General features: G+C 67.4%; 14 protein-coding genes. 9 read left to right on the forward strand and 5 right to left on the reverse strand.

What is annotated here, in order from left to right; genetic code table 11:
- The 5 genes from WS46_RS36955 to WS46_RS29585 all read left to right on the forward strand — a co-directional run.
- A partial coding sequence (locus WS46_RS36955) for a 4Fe-4S dicluster domain-containing protein (protein WP_133168007.1) occupies nt 1-76 on the forward strand: 76 nt, incomplete at its 5' end.
- Between the two features lie 49 nt (nt 77-125).
- Nucleotides 126-1319: a beta-ketothiolase BktB gene (gene bktB / locus WS46_RS29575; RefSeq protein ID WP_059692743.1), complete on the forward strand. Its 1194-nt coding sequence runs from the start codon at nt 126-128 to the stop codon at nt 1317-1319.
- A 38-nt stretch (nt 1320-1357) separates the two neighbouring features.
- Nucleotides 1358-2212, forward strand: coding sequence for a 3-hydroxybutyryl-CoA dehydrogenase (locus WS46_RS29580; RefSeq protein WP_059692746.1), 855 nt, complete (start codon nt 1358-1360; stop codon nt 2210-2212).
- Between the two features lie 314 nt (nt 2213-2526).
- Nucleotides 2527-2730: a hypothetical protein gene (locus tag WS46_RS35730; RefSeq protein WP_156443202.1), complete on the forward strand. Its 204-nt coding sequence runs from the start codon at nt 2527-2529 to the stop codon at nt 2728-2730.
- Nucleotides 2731-3036: 306 nt separating this feature from the next.
- Nucleotides 3037-6558: a pyruvate carboxylase gene (locus WS46_RS29585; protein ID WP_059692748.1), complete on the forward strand. Its 3522-nt coding sequence runs from the start codon at nt 3037-3039 to the stop codon at nt 6556-6558.
- Between the two features lie 144 nt (nt 6559-6702).
- Here WS46_RS29585 and deoC read toward each other — a convergent pair whose 3' ends face one another.
- Together deoC and WS46_RS29595 are read right to left on the reverse strand one after the other, a co-directional pair.
- Entirely contained in the window at nt 6703-7383 is a 681-nt protein-coding gene (deoC, locus tag WS46_RS29590; RefSeq protein WP_059692751.1) for a deoxyribose-phosphate aldolase, read from the reverse strand.
- Nucleotides 7384-7570: 187 nt separating this feature from the next.
- Nucleotides 7571-8431 carry a PhzF family phenazine biosynthesis protein gene (locus WS46_RS29595; protein ID WP_059692755.1) on the reverse strand — a complete coding sequence of 287 codons (861 nt, stop codon included), beginning with the start codon at nt 8429-8431 and terminating at the stop codon, nt 7571-7573.
- A 53-nt stretch (nt 8432-8484) separates the two neighbouring features.
- Here WS46_RS29595 and WS46_RS35735 point away from each other — a divergent pair, with 53 nt between their 5' ends.
- Nucleotides 8485-8805 (forward strand): hypothetical protein, encoded by a 321-nt coding sequence (locus tag WS46_RS35735; protein ID WP_156443203.1) that lies wholly within the window; start codon nt 8485-8487, stop codon nt 8803-8805.
- A gap of 119 nt (nt 8806-8924) precedes the next feature.
- Here WS46_RS35735 and WS46_RS29600 read toward each other — a convergent pair whose 3' ends face one another.
- Complete coding sequence (locus WS46_RS29600) at nt 8925-9896, reverse strand: AraC family transcriptional regulator (protein WP_059692758.1); 972 nt, start codon at nt 9894-9896, stop codon at nt 8925-8927.
- A 94-nt stretch (nt 9897-9990) separates the two neighbouring features.
- Here WS46_RS29600 and WS46_RS29605 point away from each other — a divergent pair, with 94 nt between their 5' ends.
- Both WS46_RS29605 and WS46_RS29610 read left to right on the forward strand, forming a co-directional pair.
- Nucleotides 9991-10824 carry an oxidoreductase gene (locus WS46_RS29605; RefSeq protein ID WP_059692761.1) on the forward strand — a complete coding sequence of 278 codons (834 nt, stop codon included), beginning with the start codon at nt 9991-9993 and terminating at the stop codon, nt 10822-10824.
- Between the two features lie 268 nt (nt 10825-11092).
- Nucleotides 11093-11929, forward strand: coding sequence for an alpha/beta fold hydrolase (locus tag WS46_RS29610; protein WP_059692763.1), 837 nt, complete (start codon nt 11093-11095; stop codon nt 11927-11929).
- Between the two features lie 154 nt (nt 11930-12083).
- On the opposite strand, the gene WS46_RS29615 is transcribed toward WS46_RS29610, so the two are convergent.
- Nucleotides 12084-13490, reverse strand: a complete 1407-nt coding sequence (locus WS46_RS29615) for a hypothetical protein (RefSeq protein WP_059692767.1) — start codon at nt 13488-13490, stop codon at nt 12084-12086.
- Between the two features lie 170 nt (nt 13491-13660).
- On the reverse strand, nt 13661-14422 hold the full coding sequence (locus tag WS46_RS29620) for a 2-keto-4-pentenoate hydratase (protein WP_059537276.1): 762 nt from the start codon (nt 14420-14422) through the stop codon (nt 13661-13663).
- A 265-nt stretch (nt 14423-14687) separates the two neighbouring features.
- Here WS46_RS29620 and WS46_RS29625 point away from each other — a divergent pair, with 265 nt between their 5' ends.
- Complete coding sequence (locus WS46_RS29625; protein WP_059692769.1) at nt 14688-15167, forward strand: universal stress protein; 480 nt, start codon at nt 14688-14690, stop codon at nt 15165-15167.
- The last annotated feature ends 4 nt before the right edge of the window (nt 15168-15171 follow it).

Raw genomic sequence — 15171 nt, forward strand, 5'->3', positions numbered from 1 at the left:
CATCAAGGACCCGACGCAGAACATCGTGTGGGTCACGCCGGAAGGCGGCGGCGGGCCGAATTACCCGAACATGTAACGCAAACGCATCCCCGCGCCCGCAGGCGCGAACGAACCGGAGTGAAACGATGAGCAATGCAGCGAAGGAAGTCGTGGTGGTGAGCGGTGTCCGTACCGCGATCGGCGATTTCGGCGGAAGCCTGAAGGATTTCTCGCCGACCGATCTCGGTGCGAAGGTCGTGAGCGAAGTGCTGTCGCGTGCGAACGTTTCGGGTGACGCGGTCGGGCATGTCGTGTTCGGCCACGTCGTGAACACCGAGCCGAAGGACATGTATCTCGCGCGCGTCGCGGCGATCAACGGCGGTGTCGCGCAGCACACGCCGGCGCTGACCGTGAACCGTCTGTGCGGCTCGGGCCTGCAGGCGATCGTGTCGGCCGCGCAGACGATCATGCTCGGCGATGCCGACGTCGCAATTGGCGGCGGCTCCGAGAACATGAGCCGCGCGCCGTACACCGTGCCGGCCGCGCGCTTCGGCCAGCGCATGGGCGATGCGAAGCTCGTCGACATGATGCTCGGCGCGCTGCACGACCCGTTCCAGACGATCCACATGGGCGTGACGGCCGAGAACGTCGCACGCAAGTACGGCATTACGCGTGACGCGCAGGATGCGCTCGCGCTCGAATCGCATCGTCGCGCGGCGCGCGCGATCGCGGAAGGCCGCTTCAAGGACCAGATCCTGCCGATCTCGATCCGCACGAAGAAGGGCGAGGTCGCGTTCGACACCGACGAGCACGTGCGTCACGACGCCGGTCCGGACGATTTCACGAAGCTGAAGCCGGTGTTCGTGAAGGAGGACGGCACGGTGACGGCCGGCAACGCGTCGGGGATCAACGATGCGGCCGCCGCGGTGCTGATGATGAGCGCGGACGCCGCGCGCGCGCAAGGCGTGAAACCGCTCGCGCGTCTGGTCGCATACGCGCATGCGGGCGTCGATCCGGCGTACATGGGCATCGGCCCGGTGCCGGCCACGCAGAAGGCGCTCGAGCGCGCAGGCCTGAAGATCACCGATCTCGACGTGATCGAGGCGAACGAAGCGTTCGCCGCGCAGGCATGCGCGGTCACGCAGGAGCTCGGCCTCGATCCGGCCAAGGTCAACCCGAACGGCTCGGGCATTTCGCTCGGTCACCCGATCGGCGCGACGGGCGCGTTGATCACGGTCAAGGCGCTGTACGAGCTGAAGCGCATCGGCGGGCGTTATGCGCTCGTGACGATGTGTATCGGCGGCGGCCAGGGGATTGCGGCGATCTTCGAGAACATCTGATAATCGACCGCTCAGCACCCGAACACACAGGAATCGTCATGGCCATCGAAACCGTCGGCGTCGTGGGCGCCGGAACCATGGGCAACGGCATTGCGCAGACCGCCGCCGTTGCAGGACTGAACGTCGTGATGATCGACGTCAGCGATGCGGCACTCGACAAGGGTGTCGCCGCACTGAAGGGCAGCCTCGAGCGGCTCGTGTCGAAGGAGAAGCTCGACGCCGCCGCACGCGATGCCGCGCACGCACGCATCACGACATCGACCGATTACGCGAAGCTTGCCGCGGTCGACATCGTGATCGAAGCCGCGACCGAAAACGTCGAGCTGAAGAGCCGCATCCTGAAGCAGATCGAGTCGGTCGCGCGGCCGGACGCGATCATCGCGACCAACACGTCGTCGATCTCGATTACCGCGCTCGCGGCGTTGCTCGCCGATCCGTCGCGCTTCGTCGGCATGCACTTCTTCAACCCGGTGCCGCTGATGCCGCTCGTCGAGATCATCCGCGGGCTGCAGACGAGCGACGCGACCGCGTCCGCGGTGCGCGCGCTGACCGAGCGTTTCGACAAGTCGCCGATCGGCGTGCGCAATGCGCCGGGCTTCGTCGTGAACCGGATCCTCGTGCCGATGATCAACGAAGCGTTCTTCGTGCTGGCCGAAGGCATCGCGTCGGCCGAGGAGATCGACGCCGGGATGAAGCTTGGTGCGAACCATCCGATCGGGCCGCTCGCGCTGGCGGACCTCGTCGGGCTCGACGTGTGTCTCGCGGTGATGGACGTGTTCCTGAAGGACTTCGGCGACACGAAGTACCGTGCGTGCCCGCTGCTGCGCGAGATGGTGTCGGCGGGGCGGCTGGGGCGCAAGACGGGACGTGGGGTGTACGACTACAGCAAGTAAGCGGCGTCTCAATGCCTCTTCACGCGGCCGCCTCCGGGCGGCCGTTTGCTTTGCACGGCACGCCTGGATGCCGATCCGCCCCGGCGCACGAGATTTCAGAACTGAAACTCCGATTCCATATCTGCGCCGGTACCGGCCCGCGCTTCGCATCTGATCCCCGCACATCAACGCCGTCCGTCCTGTAACGGACATGGCCTGGTTTTTGCGTTAACCGGACGACATGCTCGATGTCCTCTCGTCTGACCAGACTTTCCTGACGAAACGACGCGGACACATCGAGAGGCGACTCGCTTTTCAATTGTAAGGTGAATGCAATGACTGGCAGCGGTAAACGAAACACGGTACCGGGCAACGACGCGCGCTGCGTAGCGCCGGAGCGCGAGGCGGATGCAGATCGATCCGCGACGACGCGTGAATCGTCCAGTGAACGACGCCCCGAGACGAACTGGGCATGGGCAAAGGGAACGGCGGGCTACGACTGGATGGATCACGCACCGCTTTTCGATCACCGCGATTGATCCTGTCGCGAACGCAGGTCGTGCCATGGGATCGCAGGTGGTGCCATGGGATCGCCCCGTGGTTCGACCGACGACGATCGACGATCGACCTGCGAGCCGGTCCCTTATTTCCCGCTGGTCGGCTGGATGCTATTCGTCGTCGCGATGTCGATAGCGGCCATCCGGCGATCTGGCGAACATGTCGACTGGCGAAAGCCAGGGACGATGCAACCTCGAATGACCGACGCGTGAATCCGCACACCGCCCGGCGAAGCAGGCGGGTGGACGACGGCGCGTCGGCGAGCTCAATTCAACCATTCACTTTCCATGGCCGCCGTGACGCCTAACCCCATCCAGTCCATCCTGATCGCGAACCGCTCGGAAATCTCGATTCGCGTGATGCGTGCCGCCGCCGAACTGAACATGCGTACGGTCGCGGTGTATTCGAAGGAAGACCGCCTTGCGCTGCACCGCTTCAAGGCGGACGAGAGCTACCTGATCGGCGAAGGCAAGAAGCCGCTCGCCGCGTATCTCGACATCGACGACATCCTGCGCGTCGCGCGGCAGGCGAAGGTCGACGCGATCCACCCCGGCTACGGCTTCCTGTCGGAGAACCCCGATTTCGCGCAGGCGGTGATCGACGCCGGCATTCGCTGGATCGGCCCGTCGCCCGACGTGATGCGCACGCTCGGCAACAAGGTGGCCGCGCGCAATGCGGCGATCGCGGCCGGTGTGCCCGTGATGCCCGCGACCGACCCGCTGCCGCACGATCTCGACGCGTGCCGGGCGCTGGCGGCGGAAGTCGGCTATCCGCTGATGCTCAAGGCGAGCTGGGGCGGTGGCGGGCGCGGGATGCGCGTACTGGAAAACGCTCAGGACCTCGAAACCTTGCTGCCGGTCGCGCGCCGCGAGGCGCTGGCCGCATTCGGCAACGACGAGGTTTACGTCGAAAAACTCGTGCGCAACGCGCGGCACGTCGAGGTGCAGGTGCTCGGCGACCTGCACGGCACGGTCGTGCATTTGTACGAGCGCGACTGCACGGTGCAGCGGCGCAACCAGAAGGTGGTCGAGCGCGCGCCGGCGCCGTATCTCGACGACGCGGGCCGGCAGGCGCTGTGCGAATCCGCGCTGCGCCTGATGCGCGCGGTCGGCTACACGCATGCAGGCACCGTCGAATTCCTGATGGATGCCGACACCGGCCAGTTCTACTTCATCGAGGTGAACCCGCGCATCCAGGTCGAGCACACGGTGACCGAGATGATCACCGGCATCGACATCGTGAAGGCGCAGATTCGCATCACGGAAGGCGGCCGGATCGGGCTGGCGGAGGACGTCGTGAACGGCGACGGCGCGATCGTCGAACGTGCGGCCGGCGTGCCCGCTCAGCAGGCGATTCCGCTGAACGGCAACGCGTTGCAATGCCGGATCACGACCGAGGATCCGGAGAACGACTTCCTGCCCGACTACGGGCGGCTCACGGCGTATCGCAGCGCGGCGGGCTTCGGCGTGCGCCTCGACGCCGGCACCGCCTATGGCGGCGCGGTGATCACGCCTTACTACGACTCGTTGCTGGTCAAGGTGACGACCTGGGCGCCGACGGCCGCCGAATCGATCCACCGGATGGATCGCGCGCTGCGCGAGTTCCGGATCCGCGGCGTCACCTCGAACCTGCAGTTCCTCGAGAACGTGATCAATCACCCGGCCTTCATCGCGGGCGACGTGACGACGCGCTTCATCGACAGGACACCTGAATTGCTCGCATTCGCGAAGCGCGGCGATCGCGCGACGAAGCTGCTGCGTTATCTCGGCGAGCTGAACGTGAACGGCAATGCCGAGATGAGCGGCCGCACGCTGCCGGCGCTGCCGTTGTCGAAGCCCGTGCTGCCGAAGGTCGATACGGCGATGCCGATTCCGGCCGGCACGCGCGATCGCCTGCGCGAGCTTGGCCCCAAGAAGTTCGCGCGCTGGATGCTCGACCAGAAGCAGGTGCTGCTGACCGACACGACGATGCGCGACGCGCACCAGTCGCTGTTCGCGACGCGCATGCGCACGGCCGACATGCTGCCGATCGCGCCGTTCTACGCGCGCGAGCTGTCGCAGCTGTTCTCGCTCGAATGCTGGGGCGGCGCGACCTTCGACGTCGCGCTGCGCTTCCTGAAGGAAGACCCGTGGGAACGCCTTGCGCTGCTGCGCGAACGCGTGCCGAACATCCTGTTCCAGATGCTGCTGCGTGGCTCGAATGCGGTTGGCTACACGAACTACGCGGACAACGTCGTGCGCTTCTTCGTGCAGCAGGCCGCGAGCGCGGGCGTCGACGTGTTCCGCGTGTTCGACTCGCTGAACTGGGTGCGCAACATGCGCGTGGCGATCGATGCAGTGGGCGATAGCGGGATGCTGTGCGAAGGCGCGATCTGCTACACCGGCGACCTGTTCGACACGTCGCGCTCGAAGTACGACCTCAAGTATTACGTCGGCATCGCGCGCGAATTGCAGCAAGCCGGCGTGCACGTGCTCGGCATCAAGGACATGGCCGGCATCTGCCGTCCGCAGGCGGTCGCCACACTTGTGAAGGCGCTCAAGGAAGAAACCGGGCTGCCCGTGCATTTCCATACGCACGACACGAGCGGGATCGCGGCGGCGTCGGTGCTCGCGGCGGTCGGTGCGGGCTGCGATGCGGTGGACGGCGCGCTCGACGCGATGAGCGGGCTCACGTCGCAACCGAACCTGTCGAGCATCGCGGCGGCGCTGGCCGGCGGCGAACGCGATCCGGGGCTGGACCAGGACCGCCTGCACGAAGCCTCGATGTATTGGGAAGGCGTGCGCCGGTATTACGCGCCGTTCGAATCGGAGATTCGCGCGGGCACGGCCGACGTGTACCGCCACGAGATGCCCGGCGGCCAGTACACGAACCTGCGCGAGCAGGCGCGCTCGCTCGGCATCGATCATCGCTGGACCGAGGTGTCGCGCGCGTATGCGGACGTGAACCGCCTGTTCGGCGACATCGTCAAGGTCACGCCGACGTCGAAGGTGGTCGGCGACATGGCGCTGATGATGGTCGCGAACGACCTCGCCGTGGACGACGTGCGCAATCCGGACAAGGACATCGCATTCCCCGTGTCGGTCGTGTCGCTGTTCAAGGGCGAGCTGGGTTTCCCGCCGGACGGTTTCCCGGCGGACCTGTCGCGCAAGGTGCTCAAGAGCGAGCCGCCGGCGCCGTATCGTCCCGGCGACCAGATTCCGCCGGTCGATCTCGATGCGGTACGCAAGCAGGCCGAGGCCGCTTGCGAGCAGTCGCTCGACGACCGTCAACTCGCGTCGTACCTGATGTATCCGAAACAGACGGTCGACTATTACGCGCACGTTCGCGCATACAGCGACACGTCGGTCGTGCCGACGCCGGCGTTCCTGTACGGGCTGCAGCCGCAGGAGGAAGTGGCGATCGACATCGAGCCGGGCAAGACGCTGCTCGTGTCGCTGCAGGGCCAGCATGCCGATGCGCAGGACGGCATCGTGAAGGTGCTGTTCGAGCTGAACGGTCAGTCGCGTTCGGCGCTGGTCGAGCAGAAGAGCGTCGTGCAGGCGGGCAAGGAGCGTCATGGTCTGCAGCGTGCCGATCCGGCGGATCCGCTGCACGTGGCCGCGCCGATGCCGGGCTCGGTCGTGACGGTGGCCGTGCAACCGGGTCAGCGTGTGTCGGCCGGCACGACGCTGATCGCGCTCGAGGCGATGAAGATGGAAACGCACATCGCGGCCGAGCGCGACTGCGAGATCGCGGCCGTGCATGTGAAGCCGGGTGATCGGGTCGCGGCGAAGGATCTGCTGATCGAGTTGAAAGACCCGACGCGATGAGGGTTGCCGCGATCGGCCATTCGTGGTGACCGGGCGGGGCATCGCAACCGGCACGCCGCCCGCCGCAGGGCGTGCCGGACTGTTCGTTGACGGCTGCCTGCACGTCGTTACGTGCCGCCGCGCAGGCAGCCGGCCCGCCATCGGTCAGTACGCCGCGTCGCTGCCGCCCTGGTCGGTGACGATCGCCACGCCCGAACTCGTGCCGAGCCGCGTCGCGCCGGCCTCGAGCATCGCAAGCGCGGTCGCGCGATCGCGCACGCCGCCCGATGCCTTCACGCCGAGCACGGGGCCGACCGCGCGGCGCATCAGCGTGACGTCCTCGAGTGTCGCGCCGCCGTGACCGAAGCCGGTCGACGTCTTCACGAACGCGACGCCGAGGTCGCGGCACATCTCGCACACGCGCACCTTCTCGTCGTCGGTCAGCAACCCCGTTTCGAGGATCACCTTGAGGGGCACCGTGCCGCAGGCGCGGTGCACGGCGTCGATGTCGGCCTTCACGTCGTCGTCGCGGCCGCTCTTCAGCGCGCCGAGGTTGATCACCATGTCGATCTCGCGCGCGCCCGCCGCGATCGCGGCCGACGCTTCGAACGCCTTCGCGGCGGACAGGCCCGCGCCGAGCGGGAAGCCGACCACCGCGCACACGAGCACGCCGGTGTCAGCCAGCTCGCGCGCGGCGAGCGGCACATTCGCCGAATTCACGCAGACCGAGTAGAAGCGATGCTCGGCCGCCTGGCGGCAGAGTTCGCGGATCTGCGCGTCGCTCGCGTCGGGCGCGAGCAGCGTGTGATCGATGGTTTGGGCGAGCTGGGCGTTGGAAAGCGGCATGTGTCGAAACTCCACGGATCGTGTGCCGGAAAGGTACACGGAAAGTTGGTGTTTTCACATCGGTTTGTGACGAATGCGACATCGCTGATGAGGGTGCTGCGAGGGCATCCGTCGTCCCCGACGACCGTGCTCAGGCCGAGGCTGACGCCGCATGAGGCGACGGTGTGAAAGATCGGGCGCGCCGCCGCTATACGTCGACGACTCCGCGCCCGAGTGCCACCACACGGCCGCCGACGCTGATCGCGCCGTGCTCGCTGACCGACAACCGAAGCAGGCAAGGCCGACCGACGGCTTCGCCTTGTTCGACCTGACACGCCGCGGGCAGCGGATGACCGGCTGCAAGCAGCCAGCCGCCGAGATTCGCGCAGGCCGAGCCGGTGCCCGGGTCTTCAAAAATCCCGCCGCCCTGTTTCGCAAAGAAATAGCGGGAGACCACTTTCCCGGGGCGATCCGCGTCGAACGCGAACACGTAGGCGGTCTTGCGGCCGAGGCTGCTGGTCGGCCAGATATCCAGGCAGGCGCTGTCGGGCCGGGCGCGGCGCACGGCAGCCGGGTCCTTGACCGCGACCAGCAACTGATCGGCGCCTGTATCGACCCAGCGCGGCGGCGCGAGCAAATCGTCCTGCGTCAGCCCCAGCATGGCGGCCGTTTCGGCATCGGACAATGCGCAGGGTGCCGTTTTCGGCACGCCGGCGTGCGGCGCTATGAACGTCCACACGTCGTGGGTGGCCTTGACGTCGACCACGCCGGCTTTGAATTCGAGCGAGAACTCATTGCCGACATTCAGCAGGTCGCGCACGACATGCGCGGTGCCGAGCGTCGGATGGCCCGCGAACGCCATTTCATGGCCGGGCGTGAAGATGCGCACGCGTGCACGCGCACGCTCCGACGGCAGCACGAAGGTCGTTTCCGACAGGTTGAACTGCACGGCCAGTGCCTGCATGGTCGCGTCGTCCATGCCGCGCGCATCCTCGAACACGCAGAGCGGGTTGCCGCCGAACGTGGATTCGGCGAATACGTTGAGCAGGCGGAACGCGTACTGTGTCATCGGGATCTCGCGTAGGTGGGTCTTGCCGGTCGGGGCGCGCGAGCATCGACGGCGTGTCGGGCTGCTTCGGCGCGATCCTCCCGTATTCTGCCGGACGCATTGCGCCGATCGATACGCGGCCGATCGGAATTTCAGTTTTCATGCATCATCGGGTCTGTCCGATTCGTCGACGGCGATCCGGCCCGGGCATTCCAAATTTCGCAACGATCGCGGATATTTTTTCGCCGGAGCACGCGGTCGCCCGAGAATCCGGAATCATTCGATTCGATCACGCCGCCGCCGTGCCCATGCAACGCACGACGCTTGCCGAATCAGTCAGGCAGGAGGAAGACATGGCGCTGCCGAATCCCCGATCTGCCGCGGCAATACCGTGACGGCGAACGCGCCGGCCCCCGGTACTGGGCGAACCAGACGCAGGACATCCGGGGCGTGACCGCGCTCATCCTGAAGTCGCTGGCGGGTCAGGTGCGCGGTGCGCGCGCGGCTCAGCCAGTCAGTGCGACGACACGAACACCGCATCGTCGAACGCCGCCGGAATCGCGAACTGCGCGCGCATGCGCTTCGTTTCCTGCGCGGGCGTCTGGCCGAACAGCCGTTTGAATTCCCGGCTGAACTGCGACGCGCTCGCATAACCGACCGCATGGCCGGCCGCCTCCGCGGTCAGGTCCTGGCGCACCATCAACAGCCGCGCCTGATGCAGCCGCGTCGACTTCAGGTACTGCATCGGCGACACCTGCGTGATCGCCTTGAAGTGGGCGTGGAAGCTCGGCACGCTCATGCCGGCTTCCGCGGCCAGTCGCGTTACGTCGAGCGACCGCGCGTAGTCGGCGTGGATCATGCGCAGCGAACGGCCGATCCGGCCGAACTGTCCACGCATCGCCAGCGCGTTCCTCATTGCGCCGCCCTGCGCGCCGGTGAGCACGCGGAAATACAGCTCGCGCAGCAACCCGGGGCCGAGCACCGCCGCTTCGAGCGGGCGGTGCATCGCCTCGACGAAACGCAGCACGGTCGCGTGCATCGCATCGTCCATCGGCGTCGACATCATGCTTTTCGGCGCCTGCACGGGTTCGGCGATTCCCTCGCGATCGATCCGCGCGGCCAGTTCGGCAGCCATCGGGAAATCGAGGTGCAGATACAGCGCGAGCAGCGGACGCTCCGCCGTTGCGTCGGTTTCCATGCTGAACGGCACCGGCACCGATACGGCCAGGTAGTGATCCTCGTCGTACAGATAGCGTTCGCCGCCGAAATAGCCGCGCTTGCTGCCCTGGCACACGATCACGATGCCCGGGTCGTACAGCACCGGCGTGCGGGATAGCGCGCGGTTCGAACGCAGGATGCGCACGCTCGGCAAAGCGGTCAGGTTGTAGCCTTCGTCCGGCGCCAACGCATGCAGCAACGCGATCAGGCGTTTGCGGCTGCGCGCGGGCAGCGACGGCGAGCGGGGCGGGGAGGGTGCGGTGCTCATAGTTTCAGGCAAGAAATTCAGCGGAATCGGGCTTATTCGACGTGGTTCGTCAGACTAGCATGCATGCTTCGATCGACATTCGGGAGAAGCTCACATGGCATCCGGCAACATCATGCTCATCACCGGCGTCAGCAGCGGCTTCGGCCGTGCGCTCGCGCAAGCGGCCCTGGCCGAGGGTCATACGGTGGTCGGCACCGTGAGAAGCGAAGCGGCAAAACGGGCGTTCGAGGCGCTGTCCCCGCGTGCGGCCATCGGGCGTGTGCTCGACGTGACCGACTTCGAGCGCATCGACGGCGTCGTCGCGGAAATCGAGTCGAGCGTCGGCCCCGTCGACGTGCTGGTGAACAATGCCGGCTACGGGCACGAAGGCATCATGGAGGAGTCGCCGCTGTCGGAGATGCGCCGGCAGTTCGACGTGAACGTGTTCGGCGCCGTCGCGATGATGAAGGCCGTCGTGCCGTTCATGCGCGAACGCCGGCGCGGCCGCATCCTGAACATCACGTCGATGGGCGGCCACATCACGATGCCCGGCATTGCCTATTACTGCGGCAGCAAGTTCGCGCTGGAAGGGATTTCCGAGACGCTCGGCAAGGAGCTCGAGCCGTTCGGCATCGCGGTGACGGCGGTGGCGCCGGGCTCGTTCCGTACCGACTGGGCCGGCCGTTCGATGACGCGAACGCCGCGTTCGATCGCCGATTACGACGCGCTCTTCGATCCGATCCGCCAGGCGCGCGAGGAGAAAAACGGCCGCCAATCGGGCGATCCGGCGAAGGCGGCACGCGCGATGCTGGCCGTCATCGCGGCGGATCGTCCGCCGGCGCATCTGCTGCTCGGCAGCGATGCGCTTCGGCTCGTGCGCGCCAAATGGTCGGCGCTGGAAGACGAAATTCGTACGTGGGAGGCGGTGACCGTGTCGACGGACGGTTGACGCGCGATCGGCGGTACGCGACGCGTCACACGGCGGGTGGCGTTGAAAGTCACGCCTGCGGGCGCGAGCCGGGGGCGCCGTTGCCCGCAGGAGGCCGATGCATGACGGTATCTAATTGGCTTCATGACACGGTCGCGGTTTTCCGCTACAACACTGGGGTGCTGCGTCGACCGACGCGGTGTGCCACCGCGCCGCAGTTCGTGACCGACACCCGCCCGGGTGGCCGGCCGGCACGTGATGTTCACCTACCTCAAAGGAGCCTGCAGCCATGCCGTACATCACCACGAAGGACAACGTCGACATCTTCTACAAGGATTGGGGCCCGAAGGATGCGCAGCCGATCATGTTCCACCATGGCTGGCCGCTGTCTTCCGACGACTGGGATGCCCAGCTGCTGTTCTTCGTTCAGAAGGGCTACCGCGTGGTCGCGCACGATCGCCGCGGTCACGGCCGGTCGACGCAGGTTTCCGACGGCCACGACATGGATCACTACGCGGCGGACGCGTTCGCGGTGGCCGAAGCGCTCGACCTGCGCAACGCGGTGCATATCGGTCACTCGACCGGCGGCGGCGAAGTCGCGCGCTACGTGGCCCGCCACGGCGAGCCGGCCGGACGCGTCGCGAAGGCGGTGCTGGTCAGCGCGGTGCCGCCGCTGATGCTGAAGACGGACGCGAACCCGGAAGGCCTGCCGCTCGAGGTCTTCGACGGCTTTCGCAAGGCGCTCGCCGACAACCGCGCGCAGTTCTTCCTGGACGTGCCGTCGGGCCCGTTCTACGGCTTCAACCGGCCGGGCGCGGTGGTGCACCAGGGCGTGATCCAGAACTGGTGGCGCCAGGGCATGATCGGCGGCGCGAAGGCGCACTACGAAGGCATCAAGGCGTTCTCGGAAACGGACCAGACCGAAGACCTGCGCTCGATCTCGGTGCCGACGCTCGTGCTGCACGGCGAAGACGACCAGATCGTGCCGATCGCGGACTCGGCGCTGAAGTCGGTCAAGCTGCTGAAGAACGGCACGCTGAAGACGTATCCGGGCTATTCGCACGGGATGCTGACGGTCAACGCCGACGTGCTGAACGCCGATCTGCTGGCCTTCATCCAGTCGTAATGCTAACGGCGCATGCCCGCTTTCGCGGGCTGCGCCGTGCTGGCCGGTCACGCCGGCCGCCTCGGCTCCGATTTGCTTCGGCATCCTGTGCGTTGTGCGGCGCGAGGACTTCACGTCGTCTTGCCACGAGCCGATGCGTCGGCTGCGTCACACATCACGCATCGTTTGCGGCGCTGTCGCCGACATCGCCTTCGATCGCGGCCATCAGATCGTCGACGCTCACCATCAGCGCTCGAACCTGGCGCAGCGATTCGTGCTGATGCAGCACCGCGCGCCATGACGGCAGTTCCAGCAGCGCTTGCCAGACGACGCCGAGGCCGTGCGGATCGGCATCCGCGTGCCGTGCCAGCGCGCTCGCATATTCAAGACTCGCCGGCGCCGACAGCAGCTGCATCCGGCTCGCGGCACCCAGCAGGCGCGGCGCGGGATCTGCCGACGCATCGCAGCAATACAGCACCTCGCGCTGCAGTGCCGCGTCGTCGATCGTCAGTGCGTGCAGCGACGCGCCGTGCAGGCGTACCGCGCCTTCGCGCGTGTCGAACGCATAGACGGTGTCCGGATCGGCTTGCGCGAGCAGGCTCAGGCCGCGCAGCAGGCGCGGCAGGTCGGTGGTCGCGGCATCCGCGGATGCTTTCGCTTCGACGAGAAACAGGACGTGCCACGCGGCGGACGGATCGTCGCCCCGCGCGCGCGCCAACAGCACCGCATCCCACTCGGTTTTCGCGCGGTCGTGCTTGCCGGGTATCGAGGCCGGCACGCGCATCGACGTGACCACGCGATACGTGCGGTGCGCGTCGCTCGCATCGAGCTGCGCGGCCAGGGCGTCGAGTGCCTGCGCGGCCAGCGCTTCGACGGCCGCGCCCCGCTGTTGCGACGAGACGCCTTGCGCGACGGCGAGCGCGCTGCCTTCGAGCGGACCCTGGCGGCTCCACAGCGTGCGGTACCGCTGGACGTTCGGATCCGGCGACAGTGCATCGAGACGCTGCAGCCGGGCGAGCGCGGCGCTGTCCTTCAGTTTGGCGATGTCCTGTTCGAACGCGGTATCGGTCGCCATCTCCGGTTGCGTGAGCAGGTGCCGCAGCGTGGCATCGAGGTCGTCCCACGACGCGGCGGCCGCGGCCGCATGCAACCGTGCGAGCGGCTCGCGTTGCCATGCCTGCGCACGCCGTTCGAGCCGGGCCGGATGCGCGATCGTGTTGACGGCCGAGCGCAGCGTGCGCCGATCCTGCTCGGCATGCGCGGCGAGCGACGCGTATTCGCGCACGGCCGCGGCACCATGTCGAAGCACGGCGGCCTGGAATGCGGGGTCGCCGGATTGTGCGTCCATCGCGTCGCCGATCATCCGCGCGAGCGCGTCGATGAAGCGGCGTTGCAATGCCGGGGCGGGCGTGAGGCCGTCGGCCTGCATCCGGCGTGCTTCCTCGATCACGATGGCGATGATGGCGGCCGGGTTCGCGGCGTCGGTCAGCGACGCTGCGCGCACGAACGGCGGCAGCCGGTAGCGGCGATCGACGGTTCTCAGGACTTCGTCCAGCAGGGCAGGCAACGGTGTCGGCGGCATGGCGAATGACGGGAGGGGCACGCGGTCCGCGCGTGACGGGCGATGTGCAACGGTATCACGCAGTGCCCGCATGCTGCAGCGTGTGCTGCGGCGAAGCTGCCGTTCGCGTGGCGCCCCACTGCGCGCGGACGACGAAACGCGCGGCGTTGCCCGTCGCCCGCCGCCGGACGTCAGGCCGTCAGCGTCACCGACAGGCTGCCGAGTTCGCCGAAGCGCACCGTCAGCGCATCGCCGAGCGGCACGTCGATCGCGCCCGCATACGAACCGGTCGTCACGATCTGGCCGGCACGCGCGCCGTCGCCGCGCGATGCGAGGAAATTGACCAGCCACACGAGCGGCTTGAGCGGATCGCCGTCCGGATGACGGCCGTCGATCGTGCGATTCAGCGCGCCCTCGAATGACAGCGCGAGCGTCTCGAGCGGCGCGTTCAATCCGTCGGGCACGACGGGACCCACGCACAATCCCTGGTTGAACTGCCCGTCGGCGAGCAGTTCGAACTTCGACGCGCGCGCGGGCTCCGCATAACGGCAGCCCAGCACCTCGAGCACGATGCGCACTTCGCGGATCGCGCCGCGCACGTCGTTCTCGTCGTATGGCTGCGCGCGGGCGGGCAGGTCGCGATCGAGCACGAACGCGATCTCCGGCTCGATCCGCACGATCGGGCCGCCGACGACGCGATACGGCGCATCGGCTTCGCGGATCGTCGACGCGAAGATCGGCGCGACGATCACGCGGTCGGGCGGCGGCAGCGCACATTTCCATCCGCCGATGGCTTCGCCGAGCAGATCGGCGACGCGATGCTGGATCGCCAGCGCGGTATCGACGTTCTCGGGACGCAAGGCGTCGGGCAGCAGCGGGCCGGGCATGCCGGCATGGCGGGCGGCGACGAGATGCTGGGCGGCGCCGTCCACGCGTTCGGTAGTCGTTGTCATGTCGGTTGAGCGAGTTGAAAGTGGGCCGGCAAAAAAGGGCCGGACGAAGGTCGCAACGTCGATGATAGCGCCTTCGGCGCCATGGCCGCCCGGTTGCGCGGCGCGGCCGCGCGGACGGCGCGCCGATTTTTGCGCGTGGCGCTTTGCCGCACGCCGCGTTTTTGGTGGATCTTGATCGCCGTCAAGCTTCGAACCGGCTGTCCGCCGATGATGGGGACATGGCCGCACGCGACCGCGCGCGGCAACTCACCCCAGCGAGGTTCGCATGTACAAGAAGATCATGGTGGCCGTCGACGGCAGCGCTTCGTCGAAACAGGCGCTTGCCGAGGCAGTGAAGGTGGCGGTGGCGGGCGACACGCACGTCAGCGTCGTGTACGTGGTCGACAAGTCGGTGCTGTTCACGTACGCGGGTCGTTTCGATCCGCATGCGCTCATCGAGGAAATCCGCGACGACGGGCGCAAGGTGCTGCGTGAAGCCGAACAGGTCCTCGCGCAGGCCGGCGCGAAGGGCGAGGCCGAACTCGTGGAAACCGAGAGCATCGGCGAGGACGTCGCGGAACGCCTGCAGCGCTACGTGAAGGAGCGCGGGATCGACCTCGCGGTGGTCGGCACGCACGGGCGGCGCGGCATCCGGCGCGTGCTGCTCGGGAGCGTCGCCGAGCGCTTCGTGCGTGGCTCGAAGTGCCCGGTGCTGCTGATTCGCGGCGACGATACCGGCGAGCCGGCGTCCGCCGCGGCAGCCTGACGCG

It is taken from the genome of Burkholderia sp. RF4-BP95, assembly GCF_001521985.1.
In the GTDB taxonomy this organism is placed as follows: domain Bacteria; phylum Pseudomonadota; class Gammaproteobacteria; order Burkholderiales; family Burkholderiaceae; genus Burkholderia; species Burkholderia diffusa.